We start from the raw sequence: 23,428 nt of genomic DNA, 5'->3' as shown, positions 1-23,428 counted from the left end.
AGATTCTTAATGAGTTGTTATTCCGCAGCGAAAGGTTGTCTCCATGTGCATCCTTCTTTCCATCGGGAGCATCCGTAAGCCGTTTTTCCTTTGATAATATGACCTTCTCCGCAGAGGGGACAGGGCTTTCCTACGAGTTCGTCACGTACTGCCTCGGCAGCCTCAACAGCCTTTTGCTGGATGTCGCCCTTCTTCTTTGTGGCTCGTTTCTTCTTGGGCTTCTCTGCTTTCTGCTCGCCCTCGGCAGAAGAATCGCTGCTAGGTTTGGAAGTTGCTTTTTTCGGTTCTTCAACTACCGTGATACGGCGATTGGTGGGATCCGTAATCACCTCACGAACAATCTCAGAAACCTGCTGCTTCAGTTCCTCTATGAATGCCTGGGCATCATATTTCTTTGCTTCAATATCGCGTAGCTTCTTCTCCCAGATACCTGTTAGCTCTGCACTTTTCAATAGTTCTTCATGAATCAGGTCGATGAGCTCTATGCCAGTAGGCGTGGCTACCAAACGCTTACGATCCTTACGGATGTAGTGACGCTTGAAGAGTGTCTCGATGATAGCGGCTCGTGTAGATGGTCGCCCGATGCCATTCTCTTTCATGGCACGACGCAGTTCTTCATCGTCAACCAGTTTGCCGGCAGTCTCCATCGCACGCAGTAGGGTAGCCTCGGTGAAATACGGTGGTGGGGTGGTCATTTTCTCTGTCAGCGTAGGAACGTGAGGACCACTTTCACCCTTGGTGAACGAGGGCAGGGTGCGTTCTTCTTCGTCAGGCTTCTTTTCATCGTCATCGTTCTGAACGTCTTTGGCATAAACAGCACGCCATCCCGGATCCAATATGGTGCGACCAGTGACTTTGAATTCAATCTCGTCAACTTTTCCCAATACGGTGGTCTGCGCAAACTGACAGTCAGGATAGAATACAGAAATAAAACGGCGTGCAATAAGGTCGTACACTTTCTGCTGAATATCAGGCAGATTCTGTGGTACGACGCCTGTGGGAATGATGGCATGGTGGTCGGTGACTTTTGAGGAGTCGAACACCTTCTTCGATTTCTGCAAAGGCTTTCCACCAAGAGTCTTTACTAAGTCGGCATATAGCGGAGTTCCTGCCACACGTACTTGGAACAGACCATTCATAATTTGCGGACACTTCGGATAAACGTCGTCGGGAAGGAAAGTGGTGTCCACACGTGGGTAGGTGGCCAGTTTCTGTTCGTAGAGTTGTTGGATCACGTTCAGCGTCATCTCTGCCGAGAAACCGAATTTCTTGTTGCAATCCACCTGAAGTGATGTCAGGTCGTAGAGGGATGGCGGATTTTCCTTGCCGTTCTTCTTTTCAACCTTCGTCACTTCGAATGGCTTCCCTTCTATCGTAGCAAAAGCCTTTTCGCCCTCTTCCTTCGATGTGAACTTGCCTGATGTTGCCGTAAACGTAGTGTCGCGATAGACGGTGGCCAACACCCAATAAGGTTCGGGTTTGAAATTGTCTATCTCTTTCTGACGGTTTACAATCAGTGCAAGGGTAGGAGTTTGAACACGTCCGATAGATAGCACCTGACGGTTCTGACCATATTTAATAGTATAAAGGCGGGTACAGTTGATACCCAGCAGCCAGTCGCCAACAGCACGTGAGAGTCCGGCCAGATAAAGTGTCTGATACTCATCCTGATCTTTCAGTTGGGCAAAGCCTTCACGAATGGCTTCATCGGTCATCGATGAAATCCACAAACGCTTTACCGGACACTTAGCCTGTGCCTTTTGCATCACCCAGCGCTGAATCAGTTCACCCTCTTGGCCGGCGTCACCACAGTTGATGATGCTCTCAGCTTCCGACATCAGTTTTTCAATCGTGGCAAACTGTTTCTTAATACCTTGGTCCTCCTTCAAGCGAATACCAAAGCGGGCAGGAATCATGGGAAGAGCCGACAGGCTCCATGATTTCCACATCGGGGTGTAGTCTTCCGGCATTTTCAGCTCACACAAGTGACCAAAAGTCCACGTCACCTGATAGCCGTTTCCTTCCATATATCCATCGTGTGAAGCCGTGGCTCCGATGATGCGTGCTATGTCTTTCGCTACACTGGGTTTCTCTGCTATGCAAACAATCATTGTTTTAAGGCTTTTGAGCCACAAAGGTACGCATTTTCTCCGAATCACGGAAATAATATGCATAAACTTTCTATTTTTGGAATAAAATGATAAAAAAACAAGGATAAGTGCATATTATTACATTTAAAGTTGTATATTTGCATGCGTTACCACAAACTTTAAGCACAAAACTAATAACCTATTAGGATGAATAAACTCTTTAGGAATACTTCGTTGGCTATGATGATGGCACTCGCTGGCATCAGTGAATGTATGGCTCAGCAATCGTCGCAGGAAATTGACTGGATGAAGGACTTTAGCAGTCGTGTCACTTTCAATGGCTATGCGCAGGCAGGCTGGTCCTATCAGGATGTGAATAGTCAGAAAGTGAATTCATATAACTTGAAGCGTACCCTTCTTTGGGCCAAGGCCAGAATCACCGACCGTTGGTCTTTTCTGTTCATGCACGATTTCAATAGCGTTGTTCAGGAGTTCTATACCGACTATCGTGTTACGAATGATAAGGCATTAACCGTGCGCTTCGGACAGTTCAAGCATTCCTATACGATGGAAAATCCTCTGTCGCCCACACAGTTGGAACTCATTGATGTCTATTCACAGGCTGTGCTCTATCTGGCTGGCGAGGGGCCAGATCCCCTGAATGGCGTGAACTATGGTCGTGACCAAGGCCTCATGGTTTATGGCGACTTGTTTAAAAACTTCCTGCATTATGAGCTGGCGCTGATGAGTGGACAGGGTATTAACAGAAAAGATGCCAACAATCAGAAAGACTTTATCGCAAAACTGGAAGTGCGCCCCTTTGACGGTTTCCGTATTGTCGGTTCGGGCTATCTGGGAACAGGCAATGCTGTGGGCGAAGCAGCATGGAACCCCGGTGTGAAGACGGGCGATAACTATAAGCGCAACCGCTATAGTGCCGGTGTGGAATACAAAACACACGCTTATTCAGCAGCTCAGTACAAGGATGCCCGTCCTGCCAGTCTGCGTGCCGAATGGTTGGGAGGTGAAGATGGCGATGTGAAGAGCCGAGGCGGATATGTAACGGTTTGTGTGCCAGTGGTCGATGCCCTCGATGTGGTGGCCAGTGGCGAGACCTATGACCGCAACACAAAGATAGAGGGATGGGATCAGACCAATCTGACTTTGGGAGTACAATACTGGTTCTACAAAAAATGCCGGTTACAGTTGCAGTACACCCGTTGTCTTTGTGGCGAGAACATTAGTAACAAGGATTATAACTGGCTGCAGGCACAAGTGCAGGTGGCGTTTTAGTTCATAGTTCATAATTCATAATTCATAATGCATAATTCATAGTTCTGAATATGGTTATTAAGGTATTACTGACGATTGTTTTTCTGATTGTTATGATCGGTGTGGGTGTCTATACCTGCAAACAAGCCAATAGTGTGGACGGATTTGTTCTTGGTGGACGTTCCGTAGGTCCGTGGCTCACAGCATTTGCTTTCGGTACAAGTTATTTCTCGGCCGTCGTTTTCGTAGGCTATGCCGGCCAGTTTGGTTGGCGCTATGGCTTGTCGAGTGCATGGATTGGCATTGGCAATGCCGTGATAGGCTCGTTATTAGCCTGGTTGTTGTTGGGCAGACGCACCAAACTGATGACCCAGCATATTGAGTCGCGCACTATGCCCGACTTCTTTGGAACACGTTTCGATGACCAAGGGCTGCGCGTGGTGGCTTCGGTGATTGCTTTCGTGTTTCTGATTCCCTATACAGCAGGTGTCTATAAAGGCATCTCAACATTGTTTGAAATGGGCTTTGGCATTCCCTATGAATACTGCGTAGTGCTGATGGCACTGCTCACGGCTGTCTATGTAATTCTGGGAGGTTATAAGGCAACCGCCATGAACGATTTTATTCAAGGCATCATCATGCTCTTTGGTATCGTGGCGGTGATTATGGCTGTGATAGCAGCACAGGGCGGACTCACAGTTGCCGTTTCTAAATTGGCAGAACTGCCATCCGACGGTTCTGTCGAACCCGGTAGCGGTATGTTTGCCACTTGGTTTGGCCCCGATCCGTGGGGATTGCTTGGCGTAGTAGTGCTCACATCGCTTGGAACGATGGGACTGCCACAGATGGTGGGAAAGTTCTATTCTATTACAGATGAGAGTGCCATTAAACGCGGCACCATCATCTCTACCGTGTTTGCTTTCATCGTGGCAGGTGGCTGTTATTTCCTTGGCGGGTTCGGTCGTCTGTACGATCCGGTAGTGGTCAATGGAAAAATAGCCTACGATTCTATAGTGCCGGCTATGTTGGTCACACTCCCCGATGTGTTGATTGCACTGGTGGTACTGCTGGTGCTCTCGGCTTCCATGTCAACACTGGCCTCGCTGGTGCTCACCTCCAGTTCTACGATGACCCTCGACTTGATTTATCGTGATAAGAAAGCCGAGCCCGACGAAGTAAAGGACAGTGAGATTGATGCCGAGGTTTCAGAGAAAGTGGAGCGCCGCAAAGTGGTAGTGATGCGCGTGCTGATCGTGTTCTTCATCGTCATTTCGCTGATGATAGCCTTGAATCCGCCAACGTTCATTGCCCAACTGATGGGCATCTCGTGGGGCGCTTTGGCTGGTGCCTTCCTCGCTCCTTTCATGTTGGGGCTCTATTGGCGTGGCGTTACCACTGCTTCCGTATGGGCCTGCTTCGTATGGGGTGTAGGACTCACGGTTGTCAACATGTTGCTCGGCAATCCTATCAATCCCATCAATTGCGGCGCTATAGCCATGTTGGGCGGCTTCCCCATTGTCTGGTTGGTGAGTCTGTTTACGCCCAAAATGAATCGTGACAGCGTGGAACGTATTTTTGAATGCTATAACTAAAGTGGTCGTATTTAGGTTGAAGCGTTAAAACGTTTATACTTGGTTAAAAAATATGTATAAAAGTTTGGTGACTATAATAATAATCTATATATTTGCAGCAACCTAACTTTTAAACAAACAACTATATGAAAAAATTTAAATTTTTGAGCCTTATTTTAGGCTTAGTATTGGGATCATTTGCATTTGTAGCTTGTGGAGATGATGATGACGATTCTGATAAGGGAGGCCAATCTTCTGAGGTGATTACAATTAATGAATTGGTTGGTACTTGGTATCTGGTTGATGAAAATTCTTCCGAAAAGGTGGGCATTGATATTATTCAGTTCATTGACAAGGAACATCTGCTTAAGACCGAGCTGAAAGCCAGGGCAAAGGATCGCTGGAACCCTGATATTGATCAGCCAATGGCTTTGACCTTTACCTTTGACGGTAAGACCATGAAGTTCAATGAAGCACCTTACTCTGGTGATATCTACAAAGAAAACGGCAAGTACATGATTCAGCGTTATGAAAATGGTCAGGCTGTTGGCGAAAAGACTGAACTGATTAAGGTTAAGAGCACTGATGAGGCTTTACAGGCTTTCTATACTTTAGTAGCTGCAAAGCAGAGTAAGTAAAAGCTGAATAACTGATAAGGAAAATTCTCCAATTCTCATCTTCTTGAAGTTTTATGGCAGGAATGAGAGAATTGGAGATTTTTTTGGTTCTTGTTCATATGTAAATGTACACATGAAAGTACATTTTATTTGGTGGTTTCACAAAATATTATTAACTTTGTCCCCTGAAACAATAAAAGCAACGATTATGACATCATTAACATTCTCAGATTTCAGAAAGAACATGGCCAGCTCTTTCGACCTTGTGGATGCAGGGGAAAAAGTGTATATCAGTCGTGGCAGTCGGAAGACATATGCTATCATTCCTATTGAGGACGGTGACTTGACAATCACTCCTGCATTGGCTGCAAAAATAGAGAAGGCCAGGAAGGAGTTTCGTGAAGGTAAGACATTGCATTTTGAGAATGCAGCTGCAGCGCAGAAATGGATGGATGAACTATGAGTTACAGTATAGATTACTCAGCAGAAGTTCAGAAAATTATAAAGAAGTGGAAGAAATCTAATCCAGATGCCTTCAAGAAACTATATAAGATTCTTCCAGAACTGGAACAACATCCACGGACAGGCACGGGACATCCTGAGGCATTAAAGGGTGGCAATGATATTACTTGGTCTCGTCGCGTCACGGCTCATGACCGCATCATCTATGACATCTATGACGATGTCGTCACCGTGCTGATAGTTGAGGTGGAAGGGCATTACAATGACAAATAAATGGTTTGTTGTCTGTGAATTAACAGAACTTTACGTTTCGTGTATGTATATGCACTTCTTTACTGCATATTTATTACGTCAAAACGCGTGAGAATCGCACGAAAATCACCAACTCCATCTTTGGACTTCTACACGCGAATTATGGAGCGTGTTGCGAATAATTCGCAACATATTGATAATTAAGCGTTTATGCTTTTTTAGCTCAAAATGGAGCTTTTTTGGGGATAATACTTCCTGAATATAGGCTGCAATAGAACTTCTATTATACCATAACTGCATTCATCCTATACTGTAACTGTTATTCCGTTATGGTACAATAGACGTTACCTTGCAGTATAGGATAAAAACAGTTGCAGTATAGGATGTATTCAGTTGCAGTATAAGATGTATTCAGTTGCAGTAGAACGGGGATTTTTAAGGCAAAATAAGTGAATTGTCGTAATCTCGCCGTTCTAGTTTGCGATTTTTATTTGTCTTGATTTTCGAAAAACAAACCGAATAAAAATTCGCTATTTTCCTAATAATTTTAAAATAGCCTTGGCGTCTTCATCGCCATCAGCAGCTTCTTTGCGCAGTTCAGTAAGAATCTCGCTGCCCCCCTTCTCGTTGCTAACGGCACGCTTCAGCCATTTCTTGGCCTGGGCCTGATCGGCGGTAATGCCTTTTCCTTTCAGGTAGGCCTTTCCAAGTGCGAATTCTGCTTCTGCATATTCCTGGGCAGCAGCCTTCTTGAACAGTTCGACAGCTTTCTTGCGGTCTTTGGCCACGCCATCGCCGTCTTTATAACAGTCGCCCAGCTCGTACTGAGCCTTGGCATACCCTTGAGCGGCCGACTTCTCGTACCACTGGAAAGCCAATTTTTCGTTCTCAGCCGTTCCGCGCCCTTTCTCGTAGCAGCGTCCCAGTCGGTATTGGGCTTTCTTGTGACCTTTCTCGGCAGCAGCCTTTAGTTTGGGGAATGCCTCGGTATAGTTCTTGGCATCGTATAGCTTCTTACCCTCGTCATAGAGCCTGTCGGCATTCTGTGCACTTGCTGTCAGGCTCATCACGGCCATTAGCATGAACAATAGTCTCTTCATAGTTCTAAATTCTTTTTTTTTAGATAATTATTGGTAATTATGTCGGATGCAATTATGCCCGACAAAATTAATACATTATTATTAAACTACCAAATAAACGCTTCAATAACATGTCCTCATAGAGATGTCCACTTGTTAATAGGCGTGGTCGTTTTGGATTTCTTCCAGGTCAAGTTTCTTCGCATCAATCTTGTGCCAGCAGTAAACAATATATGCCAGTACAAACGGTACCAGGAACGATACGTAGAACATGGTGCGCAGGGTAAACTCACTGCTACAGCTGTTGGTCAGCGTCAGCGATGACTGAAGATCGGCTGTAGAGGGATAATAAGCCGTATTGTTCCAGGCTGAGCAGAGCAACAGCGAGAGAACGGTGAGAACAGTACCGATGCCAGAGTACCATATTCCACAAATGTCCTTTTTGCTGAATATAGTCCTTGCAATTCCGAAGAGTACCAATAACACACCCAGAAGGAAACCAGCCAAGAGATACCACATGTCCAGAAAGTTGTTCAGATATTTGTAGGGTTCCATATAGATGGTCCCAGTAGAGGGATGAACAGCAAAGCCGTCTTTTAGTAGCAGGTGTATCACATAGGTTACAAACAGCATGACGAAGGGGATGGCCGCACCGATAAGGCGGGCAGTGCCGCGTGAGCGTATATTCTCGTCGTTCACATTATTTATAATATAGAGAATACCCAATACTCTTGCCAGGAACATCACCGCCAGTCCAAACACCAGTACCCATGGATTGAGAAGGGCGTCAAGGCCGTGAGAAGCGTTGGCCCAATGGCTGATGACAGGTGTCAAGGCATTTGCGTCAATGAGGTTGTCTTTCTCTACAATGAAGTTTGACCCCTCAAAGAAAGTGGCAACGGCACATCCCAGAAGGAATGGACCGAAAATGCCATTCAAGGTGAGGAAAAACTGGAATGTCTTTGGACCAAGGAAATTACCTATCTTGTTTTGGAACTCATAGCTCACTGCCTGTAGGACGAAAGTGAAAAGAATGAGCATCCATAGCCAGTAGGCACCTCCGAAACTGGTAGAGTAGAACAATGGGAAAGACGCGAAGAAAGCACCGCCAAAGGTGACGAGTGTAGTAAATGTGAACTCCCACTTTCTGCCTGTGGAATTATAGACAAGTCTCGTTCCCTCGTCAGTATAGCCCAACGAGCGCGCTACTGAATTGGCTCCTTGAACGAAAAGCAGAAAAACCAACAGCGCTCCTAATAGTGATACGATGAAACACCAGTAGTGTTGCAAAAAGGTGTATGTAATCATAACTAAAAACTATTATCGGTAAATAATCAGTTTGCTCCCGGTCCTTTTTTGATTTGCTTGAGCAGAATACTTATCTCCACAGCCAGCATGGTGGTGAAGAGAACTAGGAAGATGATGAAAGTGGTGATCACACTGCTGGAGTGCAAATCGCTTACGGCAGCCCAGGTGGGCAGCATGTCCTGAATGGTCCATGGCTGACGCCCGAACTCTGCCACGAGCCAACCGCTCTCACTGGCTATATAGGCCAGCGGAACCATGATGATGGCCAGCCAATAGTGCCAAGAGGGGAGGGCTGTGATGTCGCGACTGGACATTAACTTCTTGGGGAACTTCCATGAAGAAGCAGCAAGGGCTGCAAAGAAAAGGATGAACAGACAACCTAATCCTACCATGATGCGGAATGCCCAGAAATTCACAGGAATAGAAGGGACTACCTCATTCCTGTCACGAATATATCCATAGCCAAAATAAGCCATGTTGGCATTGAGAATAGATAACTGTGAGTTGAGCACATCTTTAGGGGCGCCTTCTGCTTTCGAACGCCTGTAACTGGCCAGAGCCTGAATAGCCATCCGTCCTCGTTCCATCTTCTCTTCAACCGAAGGCTCCTGTGTACCGTCAGGACGAGTAAAGCCGTTCAACAGATCATTGATGCCGGGTACATATCCATGAGGACTGTTTGTAGCCATGATACTCAGGGCAAAAGGCAGGTCGATTTTTAGCGCAGGCTCTTTTTCGTGCTCGTAGTCGGGCTGGCTGAACGGGTTTATCAAGGCAATGGCCGTCAGCCCCTGCTCGGTGCCACCATTGTAAAGGGCCTCCATTGTAGCCAGTTTCATAGGCTGGCACTTAGCCACCTGCTGACCAGAAATATGACCGGTGAAGGCAGCGCCCAACGCAGCGAAAAGGCCTACCAGTGAGGCAATCTTGATACTCTCGACAGCCAGCTTCTGTTCACGCTTCTTCATCAGGTACCAGCAAGATACGGCTATCACAAATACCGCACCTACTATCCAACTGGATATTACTGTATGGAAAAATTTGCCGATGGCGAAAGGCGAAAAGGCAACGGCCATGAAATCAACCATCTCGTGTCGCATGGTATCAGGATTAAAGGCACATCCCACAGGATTTTGCATCCATGCGTTGGCCACGAGAATCCACCAGGCAGAGATTGTGGCACCAAGACCGGTGAGCCAGGTGGAAGCCAGATGGAATCCGGGAGAAACTTTCTTCCAACCAAAATACATGACGGCTACAAAGGTGCTCTCCATGAAAAAGGCCAGAATGCCTTCAATGGCAAGGGGCGCACCGAAAATGTCGCCAACAAACCACGAATAGTTAGACCAGTTTGTACCAAACTCAAATTCCAAGATGATGCCTGTGGCAACACCCATGGCGAAATTGATGCCGAAGAGTTTCTGCCAGAATTTGGCCGTGTCTTTCCAAAAACGCTTCTTAGTGCGATAATAGCATGTTTCAACAATGCCCATGATAACAGCCAAGCCCAGTGTGAGCGGAACGAATATCCAGTGGTAGATAGCTGTAAGGGCAAACTGCGCGCGGCTCCAGTCAATGGTTCCTGCGTCGATGTTGAGAATAATGTTTTGCATATGCTTAGATTGTAGTTAGTGAGCAGTAGAACGATTTATTAATTCAGTAGCAACAAACTGATCCTCCTCTCCCTCTTCGGCATGCTGACCAATGAAATTGGGAAAGAAGAATACTTTCAGTATGGCAAAAATGATAAAAAGTTTGATTATAATAATTGCCCAAAGTTTTTTTCCTAAAGTCATGTGGCGGAATCCATCGTAGTAGAGATCAAAGGCGCGATAAAGAATATTGTCTTTGCGCATAAAAATAGTTGTTTTGAGGTTACTGTCGCAAAGATATTTATTTTATTTTAAACAACCAAATTTTAGTCGACAAAATGAACAAAAAACTGAATTATTACAAAAAGAATTGATATTTTTTGCGGATTATTTCGTTTTTCTTTTGTGATTCATTATAAATAATGTACTTTTGTACACAATTTTTACAGAAATAATAGTAATTGATGAAGAAAATATGGATAGCAGCAGCCGTTGTGGCTGTAGTTTTGTTTGCCATTGTTGCCGTATGGTCGTTTGTTGGATTGCAGCAGCAGAAACAGGTGAACGAGGAGATGATGGAACTTGCTGAATTGGACAAGCAGGAGATGGAAAACGAGTATGAGCGTTTTACCTTGCAATATAGTGAAATGATGACTCAGATCAACAACGACTCGCTGGTGGCCCAGTTGACACAGGAACAATTACGCACCCAACAGTTGTTGGAAGAGTTGAAGCAGACAAAAGCGGCTGACGCACGAGAGATTGCCCGACTGAAAAAGGAGCTGGCTACTGTTCGCGAGGTGTTGCGTAGTTTTATCCGTCAGGTTGACTCGTTGAATCAGGTGAATGAGACACTCCGCAATGAGAATCAGCAGATAAGAGGCGAGCTGGCTCAGAGCAACCGTGAGGTGGCCGGACTTCAGAATGAGAAAGCTACCCTCAGCGAGAAAGTTGCTATTGCTGCCCAATTGGATGCCACAGGTATCAATATGAGTCTGCTGAACAAACGCGGAAAGGTTGCTAAGAAAGTAAAGGACTGCAAGCAGATAGAAGTGAGCTTCCGTATTACCAAGAATGTGACTGCTGCCAATGGCATGCGTACTGTTTACATACGGATTCAGACACCGAATGGTACTGTCTTGAATGGTGGTCTCTTCGACTATGAGAATAAGAAGATTGAGTACTCCATGAAAAAATCTGTTGAATACACTGGTGAAGAAGTGGCTGTGGCTGCATACTGGAATGTGAATGAGTTCCTTGCTGCCGGCGACTATCGCATCAGTATCTTCTCTGACGGAAATATGATCGGTTCACGGACTTTCACCTTTAAATAGATACTTGCGAGACTTAAAAACAATATGCTAATGAAAATGAATCAGAAGGTAATAGAAAAGAAAGCATTGAGGCTGTTGCCTTTATGCTTCCTGACACTCATGCCTCTTACTGCAACAGCTCAGCAGGTGCTGACGCTCGACAGTTGCCGAGCGATGGCTTTGCGTAGCAACAAGCAGATGGATGTGTCGCGCATCAAACAGGACGTTGCCCGAAATCTGAGAAAATCGGCACGGACAAAGTATCTGCCGCATATCTCGGCTATGGGAACATACCAGTTTACAAGCGAGGAAATATCGATCCTGAACGATGATCAGAAAGCCACGCTCTCAGGATTGGGCGATGGCTTGGTGGGCGTGGCAGGCAATGGCCTTACTTCGTTGAATAATGGCGTGACCACTATTCTTTCGGATATGGGACTGTCGCCCGCAGCAATGGCAAAGGTTGGTAATGACCTGAAGGGACTGCAGAACCAGGTGATGTCTGGAATGGATCCTGCCCGAAATGCCATCAATGCCGAAGGACAGAAGATTGTAGATGCTTTCCGTACTGATACGCGCAATGTGTGGGCCGGTTCGGTGATGGCTATTCAGCCGCTGTTTATGGGCGGAAGTATCGTCGCTTTGAATAAACTGGCAAATTTGGGTGAAGATTTTGCCCGCAACTCTGCGGAGGCACGTCAACAAAGTGTGATTTATTCTGTTGACCAGATCTATTGGCAGGTTGTGTCGCTGAACCATAAGAAACGCCTTGCTCAGAGTTTCCTTGAGGTTGTGCAGAAATTGGATGGCGATGTGCAGAAGATGATTGCTGAAGGTGTGGCCACGAGAAGTGACGGATTGACTGTCAGCGTGAAGGTAAACGAGGCCGAGATGGCTGTCCAGAAGGTTAATGATGGACTGGTGCTGTCAAAGATGCTTCTCTGTCAGACTGTGGGCCTTCCCATGAATTCAGAAATCGTCTTGGCCGATGAGAATGCTGATGACTTGAACGTAGAGACTGTACTGCCTGAACTCAATGTGGAAGGAGCCATTTCAAATCGTCCTGAACTGAAAATGCTTGAGAATACTGTTGATATGAGTCGTCAGGCTACCAATATACTAAAGGCTGGCAATCTGCCTATGGTTGCCTTGACGGGTGGCTATCTCATCAGTAATCCAAGCGTGTACAACGGTTTTGAGAAAAAGTTCAAGGGCTGTTGGAATGTTGGCGTGCTGGTTCGCGTACCATTATGGAACTGGGGCGATGTGGCCTATAAGGTGCGTGCCTCAAAAGGGGCTTCAGCCATTGCTACGCTGGAATTGGATGAAGCCAGGGAAAAGGTTGAACTGCAGGCCAATCAGACTGCTTTCAAGGCAGAAGAGTCAAACAAGCGTTTGACGATGGCCAAGACAAGCGTTGAAAAGGCCGACGAGAACCTGCGCATGGCAAACCTGGGATTTGCTGAGGGCGTTATCACTCCTGCAACGGTAATGGAAGCTCAGACTGCATGGCTTCAGGCAAAATCGCAGTTGATAGATGCACAGATTGATGTGTTGATGAGCGCCGTTGATTTACAGAAAGTACAAGGAACTTTAACAATTAAACAATAATAATCATGTCAGCAACTACACAACATAAGAATATCTTATACGCAATCCTCGGTTTTGTGATTGTCGTTATTTTAATGGGACTTATTGGCTTCTTTGCATTAGGCCGTGATCCCGAACTTGTTCAGGGACAGGTAGAAGTGTCGGAATATCGTGTGTCAAGTAAAGTTCCTGGTCGTATTCTTGAAATCAGAGTGAAAGAAGGCGATTATGTGAGAGTGGGCGATACGCTTGCCATTCTCGATGCTCCAGAGGTGATGGCCAAGATGCAGCAGGCACAAGGGGCAGAGAGTGCAGCTTCGGCCATGGAGCAGATGGCGCAGAACGGTGCCCGTCAGGAACAGGTTCAGGGTGCCTATCAGATGTTGCAGAAGGCAAAGGCTGGTCTGGAGATTGCTGAAAAATCATATAATCGAATACAGCGCTTGTTCGATGAAGGCGTGATGAGTGCTCAGAAACGTGACGAGGTGTATGCCAACTACAAGGCAATGGAGGCTACTTATGAAGCAGCCAAGAGCCAGTATGAAATGGCTGTCAACGGCGCTCGTCGTGAAGAGAAAATGGCCGCCCAGGCTCAGGTGAGTCGTGCAAAAGGTGCTGTTGCCGAGGTTAATTCCTACATTGGTGAGACTGTCCAGCTGGCTCAGATGGAAGGCGAAGTGAGCAGTATCTATCCTAAGGTCGGTGAACTCGTGGGAACGGGTAGTCCTATTATGACCATTTCTATGATGGACGATATGTGGGGCACATTCAATGTACGTGAAGACCAGTTGAATGGCATGCAGATCGGTACTGAGTTTGAGGCTTTCGTACCCGCTTTCGACAAGACCATCAAGATGAAGGTGTACTATTTGAAGGATCAGGGCTCGTATGCCGTTTGGAAAGCTACCAAGGCTAATGGACAGTTTGATTTGAAGACTTTCGAGGTGAAAGCTCGTCCTGTTGAGACACTTGAAGGTCTGCGTCCAGGCATGTCCTTGATTATTAAAAACTAAGACTACTGAGGGTAGGGGTTAAGAAATATAAGTTCTGAAGGAGCCTATGTGGAAACGACTCTTTGATGTCATGATGCGCGAGATACAGATTATACATCATAATCGTATCTATGGGATGTGTATGGTCTTTTTCCCGCTGCTGACAGTTGTGTTCTTCACAACCTTGCTCGACGAAGGACTGCCTCAGTCGCTCCCAGTGGCTGTTGTTGACCTGGACAATACTTCTACAACACGTTCGCTGGCACACAGACTGGATGGATTCCAGATGACGGATGTTGTGGCTCATTATCCAAGTGTGGCTGAGGCCCGCAATGCCATGCAGCGCAATGAGATATATGGTTTCCTTTATATCCCGAAAGGAACAACCGATGATTTGCTGGCGAACCGTCAGCCAAAGATATCATTCTACTATTCAAATACATCACTGTCGGCCGGTTCTATGGTGATGAAGGACTTGAAGACCATTTCAACGCTGGGGTCGGCAGCAGTGGGACAGGCTATGCTGAAGGCACGTGGAGCAACGGATGCTCAGATTCAGACAGCATTGCAACCAATCACTGTTGATCTTCATCAGATAAGTAACCCGTGGTCCAGCTATAATTCCTATCTTACCACTATGATGGTGCCGGGACTATTCATGTTGTTCATTTCTTTGATATCAGCCTATTCATTGGGTAATGAGTTGAAATTTAATACTTCAAAGGAATGGGTGAAAATGGCCGACGGAAACATGTTGGTAGCGCTGATAGGAAAATTCCTGCCACAATTGTTGGTCTATCTGGCTATGGTGTTCTTCTATGAATGGTATGTGTTCCTGCACTTAGGCTTCCCTCACAATGGTTCTGCGTTTATGCTCGTACTGCTGGCTCTCATGCAGGTGTTGGCAGCTCAGGGTTTCGGTATCTTCGTCTTCGGACTGATGCCATCGTTGCGTATGTCCATGAGTGTCTGTTCACTATGGAGCGTATTGAGTTTTTCTATGTGTGGCGCTGCTTTTCCGCTGATGGCGATGGATGCGCCTCTGCAGAGTTTGTCGTGGCTATTTCCTCTGCGCCATTATTTCATGCTCTATCAGATTTGCGTGTTCAACGGCTATCCGCTGTTGGAGGCTTGGTTCCATTTCGTGGCGCTGGTAGCCTTTATGATGTTGCCTTGGCTCGTGGTGAAGAAGATTAAAAATGCAATGCTCTATTATGTCTATATTCCATAAAGCATACGAAGGATTGGTTGATATCTGCTACGTTTGGTGGAAAGAGATGAAGCAGGTGTTTCGCGATGAGGGTGTGGTCATCTTTTTCTTCGTGACACCATTGGCTTATCCGCTTATCTATTCGTGGATATACAATAATGAGGTGGTACGTGAGGTGCCTGTTGTAGTGGTGGATGATTCCCATTCTTCACTCTCACGCCAGTTTATCCGCATGTGCGATGCCTCGCCTGATGTGAAAATTGCCTATTATGCGCAGGATATCGATGAAGGAAAATCACTGATTTCCCGACAACTTGTTCGTGGTATCTATTATTTCCCGCCAGATTTCGATGAGAAATTAGGCCGTATGGAACAGACCACGGTAAGTGTTTATTGTGACATGAGTTTGATGCTGGCCTATAAAGCGGTGTACCAAACGGCCCAGATGGTCAGCATGGAATTGGGCACGGAGTTAAAGAAAAAGTTGGGTGGTAGCTATACGGATCGCGAGGCAGAGATAGCGACGAAACCTCTGGATTATGACGAGGTGGCGCTTTTCAATCCTTCTGGCGGTTATGGCTCTTCTATTTTGATGGCGGTACTTATCCTTATTCTGCAGCAGACAATGGCATTGGGCATTGGTCTTTCTGCAGGAACAACACGCGAGAAGAGCCGCTACGGTTGGCTCGTGCCTGTGAGCCGTCACTATCATGGCGTGATGCGTATTGTCTGGGGTAAGGCGCTGTGCTATTTCATGATTTATGCCGTAATGGGTACTTGGCTTACCATTGCCGTTCCGCGCATGTTTAACTTCCCGCATCTGGCTTCTGCATGGTCCATCTTTATGATTATGCTGCCATATACCCTTGCTTGTGTGTTCTTTGGAATGACGGTTTCGTGTATGGTGAAATATCGTGAGAACGTTATGCTGATGATGGTCTTTGTGTCAATTCCGCTTTTGTTTATGACGGGTGTCAGTTGGCCGCAATCCAATATCCCGGGCTTCTGGCAAGGCGTGTCGTGGATTTTCCCATCAACCTTTGCTGCCCGAGCCTATGTGCGTCTATGCTCTATGGGGGCTTCTTTGTATGATGTGATTGATGAGTACCGTATTCTTTGGATTCATACAATTATCTATTTCTTTGTAGCTACAATGGTCTATCGCCATCAGATTAACCAATCTCGTAAGAATATGCTGGAGCGGTTGTCAGAGAAGAAAGAACAGCGAATGGCAAAGCAAGAACAAAATAATGAAAAAGAATAAAGGTTGACCAAGCGTCAACCTTTATTCTTTTATTCATTCACTCTTGTTTAAACCAACAATCTGTGTCTTGGGCAATTCCTTGTTGCGGCGGTTCACTACTGTGACAACAGCCTGGGCAAGATTGAGGAAGGCCTGGCCTGTCATGGTCTCGATGTTGGTGGCTGCTGGGGCACCATTGTCGCCACTTTCACAGATACTCTGTACAAGTGGAATCTGTGCGAGGAGGGGTACCTGCATTTCTTCAGCCAGCTTCTTACATCCCTCTTTGCCGAAAATGTAGTATTTGTTCTCGGGCAGTTCAGCGGGAGTGAACCATGCCATGTTTTCAATGAGTCCAAGGATAGGCACGTTGACTTTATCATTGCGATACATGTCTATTCCCTTTCGGGCATCGGCAAGAGCCACCTGCTGTGGAGTGCTCACAATGACGGCGCCTGTGATGGCCAATGTTTGTAAAAGAGTGAGGTGAATGTCGCTGGTGCCTGGAGGAGTGTCGAGGATGAAATAGTCCAATTCGCCCCAGTTAGCATCGGCTATAAGCTGTTTCAAAGCGTTGGTGGCCATGCCGCCACGCCAAAGGGTGGCTGTTTCGGGATTTACAAAGAATCCGATAGAGAGTAGTTTCACCCCGTATTGTTCGATAGGTTCAATCAGTTGGCGACCATCCACTTCTACAGCATACGGACGAGCATCCTCGCAATTAAACATCTTGGGCATTGAAGGACCAAAGATGTCTGTGTCGAGTAGTCCAACTTTGTAGCCTAATCGAGCCAGCGAAATAGCCAGATTGGCTGATACAGTGCTCTTGCCAACGCCTCCTTTGCCACTGCTCACTGCAATAATGTTCTTCACTCCAGGGAGTAGTTTGCCTACTTCAGGACGTGGCTTCGTCTTAAATTCGGTCTCAATATTGATTTCTACATCCTTTCCGCAATGATACTTGATAGCAGCCTCAGCTGCTTTTACCGTAGATTTCAGGAACGGATCGGTGTCACGAGGGAATAGCAAGACTACGTTCACCTTCCAGTTCATTCCCTCAACAGGGGGATTGAGTGGGGTGACAGTGGGCTGATCAGCCACCATCTCGCTTTCTACAAGATTTTTCTTCGTGCCGGCATACGTTACAGTAGCCAGCGCATCCATAATAAGTTTTGGATATAGTGTCATAATGATTTATTTTGCTTTGTCAAGACTGCTTCGCTTGGTACGATGGTAGGAACGGTAGTCATCGAGTTCTATTTCAACGTCAGGCTCCTGCAATTCTTTTTCACGAGGCAGGTTGAACTTCATATACTTGATGTTCAGTCCACGGGCTATCCACATCGATTCATAATAGGTCTGGATGGAGAGAATCTTTCGGGTCTCTTCGTCTATACCTTCAGTGTGATACAAATCTTCGGTACGGAAAAGTACAGGTAGTTCATTCTTTTCCACCATGTAGGTAGTATAGGTGAAAAGGAAATTAGAATCTGTTTTCAGGTGAACGATACCATTATTAATCAAGAAATGACGGTAGCGTTCCATGAAGTAGGTTGAAGTGAGTCGCTTGCGTGGATTCTTCATTTGTGGATCGCTGAAGGTGAGCCAGATTTCCTGTACTTCATCCTCAGCAAAAAAACGGTCGATAATCTCAATACTGGTGCGAAGAAAAGCAACATTCTTTAGCCCTTCTTTCAAAGCTAAAGTGGCACCTGTCCACATGCGAGCTCCTTTGATATCGACGCCAATGAAGTTCATGTCAGGATAGAGCTTAGCCAGCTCTACTGTATATTCTCCTTTGCCGCACCCCAATTCCAGAACAATGGGATTGTTGTTCTTAAAATATTGTTCGTGCCAATGCCCTTTCATTTCAAAAGGTACGTCAGAAATTACTGAGAACGGATACTGGAATACGTTCTCGTAAGTTTCCATGTCGGCAAACTTGGCTAATTTCCCTTTACCCATAGTTAAAAAATGCAATTTGACTGCAAAGGTACGCTTTTTTTGTTACTTTTGCAATAGTCATTCAATGAATCTTAACTTTAATAATATACTGCAATGTCAAATTACAAAATTATTCCCACTTTGGAGTTTGCTGATGCTATTAAATTGGCATCTCACAGATTGACAGACTTTAGCGGACGCAGCCGCCGGTCTGAGTTCTGGTATTGGATGCTCATCATTATGATTGTCAATTATGTGGTGAGCAGCGTTTTGTCTGTTATACCAATGGTTTCGGCACTTGCTCAAATTTTAGTGATGTGTTTTGGGCTTAGCGCTACTGCCCGTCGATTGCATGATGTTGGAAAAAGCGCTATTTGGGTCTATTTGAGTTTTGCCTTTGGAATAATGATGAATATGGCAATCTTTATTCCTGGTACACAGATAATGACCACTTTTTTGGTTAGCGGTTCAAACGGATTGGAAAAGATGATAGAAAAGGATCCCTCTCCTTTTATCATTATTGGACTTTTATCTTTGCTGTTCTCAATCGTTTCACTGATTGTAGTGATTTTCTGCTGTCTTGATGGCAAACGTGAAGCCAATGAATATGGTGATTCTCCAAAGTATGTAGCAGACGAGGCTGAAGCTGAGTGAACAGGGAACGCTTGGACGAGCCTTTAGATTTAGATGATCCTTTAGATATAGGATACATATTATAAAAAATAAGGACGCATTCCTGAATGATTCATAGGATTGCGTCCTTTTATTATATTCTATAGCGATATTATTCAATCACTACGGTTGTCCATCCGTGCTTGTCTTCAATTTCGCCGTACTGAATACCACGCAGGGTGTCGAACAACTTCTTTGAGATTGGACCAGGCTGAGCTCCGAAATCGTAACGCTTGCCAGTTTCAAGGTCGTCAATATAAGAAATAGGTGAAATAACAGCAGCTGTTCCGCAGGCACCTGCTTCCTCGAAGGTCTCCAATTCTTCCTCGGGGATGGGGCGACGCTCTACTTTCAATCCTAAGTCTTCAGCTACCTGCATCAGACTCTTGTTGGTGATAGAGGGGAGGATAGAGGTTGACTTCGGTGTGATATAGGTATTGTCTTTGATACCAAAGAAATTGGCGGCACCACATTCGTCAATGTATTTCTTTTCTTTTGCGTCAAGATAGAATTCGCAGGCATAGCCTTTCTCGTGAGCCAGGTTGTTGGCAAAGAGAGAAGCGGCGTAGTTGCCACCTACCTTGTACTTACCTGTGCCGAGAGGAGCCGAACGGTCATAGTCGCGAACAATGACATAAGGGTTTGAAGAGAAACCTCCCTTAAAGTATGGACCTACGGGAGTTACAAATATAAGGAAACAATAGTCTTTTGAGGGATGAACACCTACTTGTGCACTGGTGCCGATGAGCAACGGACGGATATAGAGTGTGGCTCCGCTCTCATAGGTGGGAATCCACTCCTGGTTTAAACGAACCACTTTCTTTACCATCTCTTCAAACAACTCGGTGGGAACTTCAGGCATCAGGATGCCACGGCAAGTGCTCTGTAAACGCTCAGCATTGTCTTTTACACGGAAGACACGCACTTTACCATCCTTACAACGGTAAGCTTTCAAACCTTCGAAAGCTTCCTGACCGTAGTGCAGACAGGTGGCTGCCATGTGAAGTTTCAGATACTCGTCGGAGCAGACTTCAATCTCGCCCCACTTACCATCGCGGTAATAACACCGCACATTGTAATCTGTCTTCATGTAACCGAAAGACAGATTTGCCCAATCTAAGTTCTTCATATCAATTGTTGTTGTTGCTTACGTTTCTTGTAACAATTTGTTGCGCAAAGGTAGACGAAAAAAGCGAAATGACCAAATTTTCTACTGTTTTATTCGCATTTGTCTAAAATCTTCTTGATTTCTGCGTCAGTTTTTGTTAACTTGTCGCGGCAAAGCTTGATGAGCTGTTGTGCCGTTTTAAGTTGCTCGGTGAGTTCGTCCACGTCAAACTCGCCTTGTTCCATCTTGCGAACGATGGTTTCTAATTGTTGAAGTGCTTCTTCGTATTTCATTTTACAACGGATTTGATGATTCCTTTTTCTAGTCTTGTCTCTATCTCGTCACCTTTCTGCAATTCTATTGGATTGCGGACTGTTTTTCCATTGTGCAAGGTGATACTATAGCCGCGTTTCAGTAGTAATTGTGGATCGAGTGCTTTTGTGCGTTGTTCAAGCATCTCTAGTCGATGTTGTTCTTTTAGCAATTGCTGACTGACGGCGTTTGATAGTTGGGTATCGTAAGACTGTATTTTGACAGATTCCTTTTCCAAACGGTTGAAAAGGATGTTTGATAGTCGGGTGGACAGCTGCTGTAAACTTGCTTCATGGCGTGTCTTTACTAAAGAGAAAAGGGGCGGAATACGTTGAGCAAGATTTGAGAACTGAAGTTTCAGATTTGAAATTCTGTTTTGGGCAGACAGTGCGATGTGTTGCTCGGCATGGTCTATTCGGTTCATGACCTGTTGAAGGCGCTCAATGAGAAAAGCAGCAGCAGCAGTGGGCGTTTTTACCCGCAGATGGGATACCATGTCGAGCACCGATTCGTCGCGGTCGTGACCAATGCCTGTGATAATGGGTATGGGAAATTGGGCGACATGCTCTGCTAAGGCCAACGTGTCAAAGCCGCTTAAGTCGGCCGTTCCACCTCCACCACGGATGATGACAACAGCATCATATCCTATTACTCCAGAGCCTTCGCACTCTTGATATATATGCTCAAGTGCTTCGATAATACTTTGCTCAACCTGTTCACCCTGCATGATGGCAGGGAACAAAACGGGCTCAAAGCAGAAACCGCTTTCCGAAAGCTGCTTGCAAAAATCACCAAAGCCAGCTGCGGAAGCACTCGAGATAACTGCAATGCGTTGACAGAATAAGGGGAGGAAAAGTTCTTTTTGCAGGTCGAAGATGCCTTCTTGCTTCAATTTTGCAATAATCTCCTGACGGCGTCGGGCTAAATCGCCTAAAGTGAAGTTGGGATCTATATCGGTAACAATCCAGGAAAAGCCAAAAGCCTCATGAAACTGGGCGTACACTTTCAGTCGCGCTTTCATACCTGCATGAAGGTGCTGGCCGGTGACGCGCTCAAAGTGGGGTTGAATCATGCTCCATGTTGAACGCCAGCATTTGGCAGATGCTTTGGCTATAGGGGTGTTGGAAAACTCGTCTTTCTGTACCAACTCCATATAGCAATGTCCTTTTGACTCGCGAACCTCTGATAGCTCGGCTTCAACCCAGTATTCGTGAGTCAGTTCTGCCTCCAGTACCTCGCGTACTAATGAGTTCAGTTCGTATAATGAAAGCGTTTCCATTCTTAATTTTCGCTTTTACTTTTTCCTCTTACCATCTCCTTTTCCAGTTGTGTAGGCTTTCCAAAAGTCGGGAAGACCATAACCGAAGATGTTGTCGGGCGTTTCATATTGAGAACTGCTCTCTCTCACCAACTTGATAATTTCCAGTGCGGTCTTTTCGCGAAGACTTTGCCACAAGCAGGCAACCAGGCCACATACGATAGGGGTGGAGAAAGAAGTTCCCATATCGTGAATCAATGTTCCTCTTCCTGAAATAAGGGTGGTACCACTGCCTAAGGCCACAACATCAGGCTTTACACGACCGTCTTGGGTAGGACCAATACTTGAGAATGGGGCGTTCATGCCTTCTTGGTTGATGGCTCCGACGGTGATGATGTCAAAAGCATCGGCAGGAACGGTAATCTTTTTCCATGAGCCCATACCGGAATTACCGGCAGAGTTGCAAAGAATGATGCCTTTCTGGGCTAGCAAGGAGGCAGAGTGTGAAATCATGGCAGTTTGTCCGTCAAGGTCTTTTATGTGATAACTGCCCATGCGATTGTCGTATTCATTATAACCGAGTGACGAATTGATGATGTCTACACCTACGGAATCGGCAAACTCAGCCGCCATCGTCCAATAGTCTTCTTCGATAGGCATCTCTGTGCAACAGTCTTCGCAGCGTAAAAGCCAGTAGTTGGCATCGGGGGCGGTTCCAATCATTACTTCAGGGGCTTCGGCTGCAAGAACAGACAATACTTTCGTGCCATGATCGATACCTCCGTAAAGACGTCCTTCGGTAGCAGGATTTACAAAATCGTGTTCGCCGACAATCCGGGTGTTGGCAAAACATTGGAGACGGTCTGCATTTTGGAAACCACCGTCAAGAATAGCGATAGTAATATCTTTTCCACGGAGATTCAGGTCGTGTAAACGATCACCTCCCAGCATTTCAATTTGTGTTCGTGACATGCCCATAGGATCGCCACGAAGAGTGTCCCAACGGTTGAACTGATCGTGAAATCGAGGACGAATAGCCGAATAGGGCTCGTCCAAACTGTCGGGTGACTGAAATACCATGCGTGCTTCTTTGACACAAGGTAACTGAGCCAAAAGTTTCAATAGAGTAGAGTCAGTGGAACTAACAAGAATGGTGTTATTCCATCGGCTTGTACCTAACACATGAGCACCTTTAACACGGAATCTGGAAATGATGCTCTCAGGAATGGGAAGATCGGTAGAATCTATCTGGAGACCTTGTCGTTTTCTTCTTTCCAGACTCTTGATAGAGAGAAAACGACTTGGCTTGTCAAGAGTGTATTTCCCGCCTTGTTTGTTGTTGAGGTAATATCGGTAGGCATATGTCTTGGAACCTGGATATTTCACTTTTGCTTCAACGGATGCAACAGTGAAAAGGATAACCAGCAAACAAAGAATAGATTGTCGCATATTACTTACGCTTTTTGTGTATTTGATAGTGTTGGCAAAGGTACGATTATTTTCTGATATAGCCAAATTTTGCAATGGGTGAGTAAAGCATGAA

The 23,428-nt window shown here is 45.8% G+C and carries 22 protein-coding genes; 11 read left to right on the top strand and 11 right to left on the bottom strand.

Translation table 11 applies throughout. The features are described from left to right. Positions 1–17 precede the first annotated feature (17 nt). The gene (locus tag L6475_RS10750; RefSeq protein ID WP_237819879.1) at positions 18–2,111 is read right to left on the bottom strand and encodes a DNA topoisomerase 3; all 2,094 of its coding nucleotides are present in this window, start codon (positions 2,109–2,111) and stop codon (positions 18–20) included. A gap of 186 nt (positions 2,112–2,297) precedes the next feature. On the opposite strand from L6475_RS10750, the gene L6475_RS10745 reads away from it, so the two are divergent. The 5 genes from L6475_RS10745 (at position 2,298) to L6475_RS10725 (ending at position 6,285) form a co-directional block, all read left to right on the top strand. Beyond that, on the top strand, positions 2,298–3,383 hold the full coding sequence (locus L6475_RS10745; RefSeq protein ID WP_237819876.1) for an OprO/OprP family phosphate-selective porin: 1,086 nt from the start codon (positions 2,298–2,300) through the stop codon (positions 3,381–3,383). 50 nt (positions 3,384–3,433) lie between these two features. Then, positions 3,434–4,954 carry a sodium:solute symporter gene (locus L6475_RS10740; protein ID WP_237819874.1) on the top strand — a complete coding sequence of 507 codons (1,521 nt, stop codon included), beginning with the start codon at positions 3,434–3,436 and terminating at the stop codon, positions 4,952–4,954. A 125-nt stretch (positions 4,955–5,079) separates the two neighbouring features. Continuing rightward, the gene (locus L6475_RS10735) at positions 5,080–5,571 is read left to right on the top strand and encodes a hypothetical protein (protein WP_237819871.1); all 492 of its coding nucleotides are present in this window, start codon (positions 5,080–5,082) and stop codon (positions 5,569–5,571) included. Between the two features lie 187 nt (positions 5,572–5,758). Then, on the top strand, positions 5,759–6,013 hold the full coding sequence (locus tag L6475_RS10730; protein ID WP_237819869.1) for a type II toxin-antitoxin system Phd/YefM family antitoxin: 255 nt from the start codon (positions 5,759–5,761) through the stop codon (positions 6,011–6,013). After that, positions 6,010–6,285, top strand: a complete 276-nt coding sequence (locus tag L6475_RS10725; RefSeq protein ID WP_237819866.1) for a Txe/YoeB family addiction module toxin — start codon at positions 6,010–6,012, stop codon at positions 6,283–6,285. Before L6475_RS10730 ends, L6475_RS10725 begins: the two co-directional genes overlap by 4 nt. A 509-nt stretch (positions 6,286–6,794) precedes the next feature. Here the strand turns inward: L6475_RS10725 and L6475_RS10720 are convergent. The 4 genes from L6475_RS10720 to L6475_RS10705 form a co-directional block, all read right to left on the bottom strand. Further along, positions 6,795–7,364, bottom strand: coding sequence for a tetratricopeptide repeat protein (locus L6475_RS10720; protein WP_237819863.1), 570 nt, complete (start codon positions 7,362–7,364; stop codon positions 6,795–6,797). Between the two features lie 135 nt (positions 7,365–7,499). After that, positions 7,500–8,648: a cytochrome d ubiquinol oxidase subunit II gene (locus tag L6475_RS10715; protein ID WP_237824137.1), complete on the bottom strand. Its 1,149-nt coding sequence runs from the start codon at positions 8,646–8,648 to the stop codon at positions 7,500–7,502. Between the two features lie 29 nt (positions 8,649–8,677). Continuing rightward, positions 8,678–10,264: a cytochrome ubiquinol oxidase subunit I gene (locus L6475_RS10710; protein ID WP_237819860.1), complete on the bottom strand. Its 1,587-nt coding sequence runs from the start codon at positions 10,262–10,264 to the stop codon at positions 8,678–8,680. A 15-nt stretch (positions 10,265–10,279) separates the two neighbouring features. Then, positions 10,280–10,507: a DUF4492 domain-containing protein gene (locus L6475_RS10705; RefSeq protein ID WP_237819858.1), complete on the bottom strand. Its 228-nt coding sequence runs from the start codon at positions 10,505–10,507 to the stop codon at positions 10,280–10,282. A gap of 197 nt (positions 10,508–10,704) precedes the next feature. On the opposite strand from L6475_RS10705, the gene L6475_RS10700 reads away from it, so the two are divergent. Genes L6475_RS10700 through L6475_RS10680 form a run of 5 tightly spaced genes read left to right on the top strand, consistent with a single transcriptional unit; the run spans position 10,705 to position 16,612 of the window. Further along, positions 10,705–11,577: a hypothetical protein gene (locus L6475_RS10700; RefSeq protein ID WP_370641601.1), complete on the top strand. Its 873-nt coding sequence runs from the start codon at positions 10,705–10,707 to the stop codon at positions 11,575–11,577. A 36-nt stretch (positions 11,578–11,613) separates the two neighbouring features. Next, positions 11,614–13,167, top strand: a complete 1,554-nt coding sequence (locus tag L6475_RS10695; protein ID WP_237819852.1) for a TolC family protein — start codon at positions 11,614–11,616, stop codon at positions 13,165–13,167. Positions 13,168–13,172: 5 nt separating this feature from the next. Continuing rightward, positions 13,173–14,159 carry an HlyD family secretion protein gene (locus L6475_RS10690; RefSeq protein ID WP_237819850.1) on the top strand — a complete coding sequence of 329 codons (987 nt, stop codon included), beginning with the start codon at positions 13,173–13,175 and terminating at the stop codon, positions 14,157–14,159. A 46-nt stretch (positions 14,160–14,205) separates the two neighbouring features. Then, entirely contained in the window at positions 14,206–15,369 is a 1,164-nt protein-coding gene (locus L6475_RS10685; RefSeq protein ID WP_237819847.1) for an ABC transporter permease, read from the top strand. Continuing rightward, positions 15,353–16,612: an ABC transporter permease gene (locus tag L6475_RS10680; RefSeq protein ID WP_237819844.1), complete on the top strand. Its 1,260-nt coding sequence runs from the start codon at positions 15,353–15,355 to the stop codon at positions 16,610–16,612. Before L6475_RS10685 ends, L6475_RS10680 begins: the two co-directional genes overlap by 17 nt. A gap of 33 nt (positions 16,613–16,645) precedes the next feature. Here the strand turns inward: L6475_RS10680 and L6475_RS10675 are convergent, their stop codons facing one another. Together L6475_RS10675 and trmB are read right to left on the bottom strand one after the other, a co-directional pair. After that, on the bottom strand, positions 16,646–17,779 hold the full coding sequence (locus L6475_RS10675; RefSeq protein WP_237819841.1) for an Mrp/NBP35 family ATP-binding protein: 1,134 nt from the start codon (positions 17,777–17,779) through the stop codon (positions 16,646–16,648). 6 nt (positions 17,780–17,785) lie between these two features. Next, positions 17,786–18,556 (bottom strand): tRNA (guanosine(46)-N7)-methyltransferase TrmB, encoded by a 771-nt coding sequence (trmB, locus tag L6475_RS10670; protein ID WP_237819838.1) that lies wholly within the window; start codon positions 18,554–18,556, stop codon positions 17,786–17,788. Between the two features lie 93 nt (positions 18,557–18,649). On the opposite strand from trmB, the gene L6475_RS10665 reads away from it, so the two are divergent. Beyond that, positions 18,650–19,189: a DUF805 domain-containing protein gene (locus tag L6475_RS10665; RefSeq protein WP_237819836.1), complete on the top strand. Its 540-nt coding sequence runs from the start codon at positions 18,650–18,652 to the stop codon at positions 19,187–19,189. 130 nt (positions 19,190–19,319) lie between these two features. Here the strand turns inward: L6475_RS10665 and L6475_RS10660 are convergent, their stop codons facing one another. The 4 genes from L6475_RS10660 to L6475_RS10645 all read right to left on the bottom strand — a co-directional run bounded on the left by L6475_RS10660 (position 19,320) and on the right by L6475_RS10645 (position 23,334). Continuing rightward, positions 19,320–20,336, bottom strand: a complete 1,017-nt coding sequence (locus tag L6475_RS10660; protein WP_237819833.1) for a branched-chain amino acid aminotransferase — start codon at positions 20,334–20,336, stop codon at positions 19,320–19,322. 89 nt (positions 20,337–20,425) lie between these two features. Then, complete coding sequence (xseB, locus tag L6475_RS10655; RefSeq protein WP_237819830.1) at positions 20,426–20,608, bottom strand: exodeoxyribonuclease VII small subunit; 183 nt, start codon at positions 20,606–20,608, stop codon at positions 20,426–20,428. Then, positions 20,605–21,906: an exodeoxyribonuclease VII large subunit gene (gene xseA / locus L6475_RS10650; RefSeq protein WP_237819828.1), complete on the bottom strand. Its 1,302-nt coding sequence runs from the start codon at positions 21,904–21,906 to the stop codon at positions 20,605–20,607. The genes xseB and xseA overlap by 4 nt, the downstream gene beginning before the upstream one ends. A 15-nt stretch (positions 21,907–21,921) precedes the next feature. Further along, the gene (locus L6475_RS10645; RefSeq protein WP_237819825.1) at positions 21,922–23,334 is read right to left on the bottom strand and encodes a S8 family serine peptidase; all 1,413 of its coding nucleotides are present in this window, start codon (positions 23,332–23,334) and stop codon (positions 21,922–21,924) included. Positions 23,335–23,428 lie beyond the last annotated feature (94 nt).

The organism is Prevotella sp. E9-3 (assembly GCF_022024015.1).
Taxonomy (GTDB): Bacteria; Bacteroidota; Bacteroidia; order Bacteroidales; family Bacteroidaceae; genus Prevotella.
Note: the sequence above shows the minus strand (reverse complement) of the source record. Positions and strands in the feature narration are given on the sequence as shown.